The organism is Klebsiella sp. ME-303, from assembly GCF_007910085.1.
Classification (GTDB): Bacteria; Pseudomonadota; Gammaproteobacteria; order Enterobacterales; family Enterobacteriaceae; genus Klebsiella; species Klebsiella michiganensis.
The window spans coordinates 1-4,475 of the sequence record NZ_VOJB01000031.1 but is presented as its reverse complement, the minus strand read 5'-3'; the positions used below and the strand labels follow the sequence as shown (position 1 = coordinate 4,475).

1 protein-coding gene and 1 pseudogene are annotated in these 4,475 nt (G+C 56.8%); both read left to right on the top strand.

Features of this window, described 5'->3' with window-relative positions; translation table 11 throughout:
• A pseudogene (locus FQK12_RS27415) lies at window positions 1-337 on the top strand (tail assembly protein); the annotation flags it as partial.
• Between the two features lie 62 nt (window positions 338-399).
• Window positions 400-4,475, top strand: a 4,076-nt coding sequence (locus FQK12_RS00380; RefSeq protein ID WP_261392689.1) for a host specificity protein J, incomplete at its 3' end; no start/stop codon positions are given.

Genomic DNA, 4,475 nt, shown 5'->3' with positions numbered 1-4,475 from the left:
TAAAAAAGCAGGGGTATTGCAGACTATCCTTGGCGCAGTAATCATAGCTGCTGCCGTTATGCTTGGACCTGCCGGCGCCGGTGCTTTAGCCGCAGGTACTGCGTGGAATGTCGGGTTGGCTGGCGGCGCCATGATGCTCGGCGGCGTCGTTCAGATGCTTTCCCCACAGCCAGCTGGCCTGGCACGAAAAGAATCCGCTGACAATAAAGCGTCCTACGCCTTTGGGGGCGTGACGAACACTGCCTCTCAGGGGTACCCGGTCCCTTTGCTTTATGGCAAACGCCGAATTGGCGGCGCCATTATATCTGCCGGTATTTACGTAGAAGACCAGCAATAAGTTTTATTCAGTAAACCATCTAATTCAGGCCACCTTGCGGTGGCTTTTTTTATGGGCGTAATATGGCAAATAACATAATTAAAGGGCGCAAGGGTGGCGGCTCAAAGCAGCGTACACCGACGGAACAGCCGGATGATTTACAGTCCGTTGCGAAAGCCAAAATTCTGCTCGCATTAGGTGAGGGTGAATTTGCAGGTGGTTTAACCGGTAAAGATATTTATCTTGATGGCACCCCGCTTGAAAATGCTGATGGTTCGCAAAACTTCAGTGGCGTGTCCTGGGAATTTCGACCCGGCACGCAGGCTCAGACTTATATTCAGGGTATTCCCGGCACTGAAAATGAAATCAGTGTGGGAACGGAAGTTTCCAGCAAGACAGCCTGGACCCATACCTTTACTAATACCCAGCTTTCTGCCGTTCGTGTCCGCCTGAAATGGCCGTCCCTGATGAAACAGGAAGATGACGGCGACGTGGTGGGCAATACCGTCGAGTATGCGATTGACCTGCAGACCGATGGCGGCGCCTGGCAGACGGTACTGGAAACCGCTGTCACGGGTAAAGCCACCTCCGGCTATGAGCGGAGCCATCGTATCGATCTGCCCCAGGCCGGCAGTACCTGGACGCTACGCCTGCGTAAAATCACTCCGGATGCGAACAGTGTCAAAGTCGGCGACGTGATGACGCTGCAGAGCTACACCGAAGTGATTGATGCCAAACTGCGTTATCCCAACACCGCGTTGCTTTATATCGAGTTCGATGCCAGCCAGTTGAATGGCAGCATTCCGCAAATTTCCTGTGAGCCGCGTGGGCGCGTGATTCGTGTGCCGGATAACTACAATCCGGAAACTCGTGAATATACCGGGGTCTGGACCGGCGGGTTTAAATGGGCCTGGACGGATAACCCGGCCTGGATCTATTACGACATTGTTACAGCTGACCGTTTTGGTCTCGGTAATCGTCTGAGCAGCGCCAATATTTCGAAATGGACGCTGTACCAGATTGCACAGTACTGCGATCAGCTGGTTCCTGACGGGCGTGGTGGTGACGGCATGGAGCCGCGCTATACCTGTAACGTCTATGTTCAGGAACGCAACGATGCTTACACCGTGCTGCGAGACTTTGCCGCCATTTTCCGGGGCATGACCTGCTGGAACGGTGAGCAGATTGTTGTGCAGGCTGATATGCCGCGTGATGTCGATTTTACCTATACGCGCGCCAATATTATCGGCAAACCCCGTTATTCGAGCAGCAGCAGCCAGGTTCGGTACACCAACGCCCTGGTTTCCTGGTCTGATCCGGATAATGCTTATGCTGATGCGATGGAGCCGGCGTTTATCCCGGAACTGGTTTCCCGCTACAGTTTTAACCAGCTCGAACTGACCGCGATTGGCTGTACGCGCCAGAGCGAAGCCCACCGTAAGGGGTTGTGGGGCATACTGACCAACAACAAAGACCGGGTCGTTGAGTTTGATGTGGGGCTGGACGGTCGCATTCCTCAACCCGGTTATATCATTGCCCTGGCGGATGAGTTGCTGGCCGGACGGGTCAACGGCGGGCGAATCAGCGCGGTGAATGGCCGGGTGATTACTCTGGATCGTGATGTGGATGCCAAACCTGGCGACCGTCTCCAGCTAAACCTGCCATCCGGTATCTCACAGAGCCGGACCATTCAGGCTGTTAACGGACGCCGGCAGATTACGGTCACAACGGCGTACAGTGAGACACCAGAACGGGAATGCGTCTGGGCCGTTGAATCCGATGACCTCTTCCTGCAGCAGTACCGGGTTACAGGGGTAAAAGAGAACAGCGATGCCACCCTCACGATCACCGGCGTGGCACATGACCCGGATAAATTCGCCCGCATCGATACCGGCGCTATTATCGACCAGCGCCCGGTTAGCGTATTGCCGGCGGGCAACCAGTCACCTCCTGACGATATTGTCATCACATCCCGCTCGGTCGTGAATCAGGGGATCAGCGTCGAAACGATGCAGGTTAACTGGTCAGCTGTCAGCGGCGCTATTGCCTACGAGGCACAGTGGCGCCGTAACGACGGGAACTGGATTAATGTGCCGCGCAGCTCGACCACCTCGTTTGAGGTCAGCGGCATTTATGCCGGTCGTTATCTGGTTCGCGTCCGCGCGATCAATGCGGCGGAGATCTCGAGCGGCTGGGCGTATTCCGAAGAGAAAACCCTGACCGGCAAGGTCGGCGAGCCGCTGGCACCGCTGGCGCTGGCAACCCGTTCTCTGGTTCATGGGGTCCAGGTTAGCTGGGAGTTCCCGACCGGCTCCGGGGATACGCTGCGCACGGAACTACAGTACAGCAAAAATCAGGACGGCAGTGCGCCGATGCCGTTATCAGACGTGGCCTATCCGGGGAAAAGCTATCAGCAGATGGGCCTCAGTATGGGCGCAGAATTCTGGTATCGGGCGCGTCTTGTGGATCGTCTTGGCAATGAAAGCCCGTGGACCGGCTGGGTCCAGGGGATGGCCAGCGATAACTTTGATGACTACTACGAAAACCTGACCGACGCGATCAAGGATACGGCTGCCTGGGAGGAAACGCAGCGCACCATTAGCGAAACACAGGAAGGTATCCGCAATACGCAGCAGGAACTGGAGCAGACCGCTGAAGCTCTGCGTAAGGAAGCCGAAGACCAGGCGAAGCAGGTCAGCCAGGATATTGATGCATCGGCGAAAAGCATCACGGCTGATGTTGACGGGAAGATCTCCGCCGTGAATAAAACCATCACGGATGAGATCACCTCGGTCAATGAGGCTCTCGATTCTGGTCTGGCTCAGGCAAACAAAGGCGTTCAGGAGGCAAAATCCGCCGTCGCAGATGCGAACAAGCAGATCGCAACTGTGAACAAGTCGCTGACCGACAGCATCACCCAGGTAAGACAGTCAGTCACCGATACGGCTGCGGAAATCAACGCCACCATCGACCTGGAGATTGCCAGGGTCAGCAAAACGCTGGCCGACGGCGATGCCGCATTGAATGCGCAGATAAAGACTGCCGAAAATGGCCTGAAGCAGTCGCTGTCTCAGGTCAACACCACGCTGACCAATGCGGTGAAGCAGGAGACCGCGGATCGTATCGCCGATGTTAACGCGAAGGCGTCACAGGCCGCTGATGAACTGCTGGCGGCAACGCAGGGGATTGAGGCGAGTATCGAGAGCCTGACTCAGGTGATGAAGACCGCCGATGAAAATCTGGCGCGGGAAATGTCCAGCCTCGCTGCCGGCGCTAATATCCAGTTCGATTCGCAGGTTATCTGGCATTTCAACAATCAGACGACCGAGGGCTGGACCGGCAGCGCCGGCGTACCGGGTGTGTCACAGGATGGCTGGTTACGCCCGGCGGACAGCGCCACCGATCCGTACATTACCTCTCCTGGCGGGCTGGCTGTCGATGGTGCGGCGTACCGTTTCATCATGCTGCGCTTTCGTAAAACCGGCAAACCAGTTTGGGCAGGTGAGATCCGCTGGGTGTCTGCCGGCGAAAACTTCAATAACACGAAGCGATACATTGTTGCTGAGCCGGAATATGCCGATGGGGTGGCAACCCTGACGGTGCGTGATATTCCGTGGACAGGGAACATTGATCGTATTCGCCTGGACCTGACGAACCAGCAGGATGCCAGCAACTTTATCGAATTCGACTGGATCGCCGTTGGCCGGCCAGCACCCGGCGCCAGTACGGCGGCTCTGCAGGATGTGCGCAGTACGCTGAGTAACGCGCTGACCGCCGAAGCACAGGCACGCAGCACGCTGGCGGCGCAGATGCGTGGCTCCTATGATGGGAGCGATCTGGAGAAAGTCACCTCCGGGCTGCTGTACCAGGAAAAAACCGCGCGCGTTACCGCCATCTCGGCGGAAGTTAAGGCCAGAGAGTCCCTGCAGACGCAGTTTAACGACAACAAAGCTGCTGTTTCTGGTGAACTGAGTTCTCTGACGACAGAGCAGAGCGCGCAGGCGAGCCGTATCGGTGGCCTGGAAACCAGCCTCGGGAAAAAAGCCGATGCGGCCGCGCTGACGTCCCTGACGCAGAAAGTTGAGCAACAGGGCGCCACGCTGACATCTCAGGGCGCCGCGTTAACATCGCTCACTAACCGGGTTGGCCAGACGGAAAC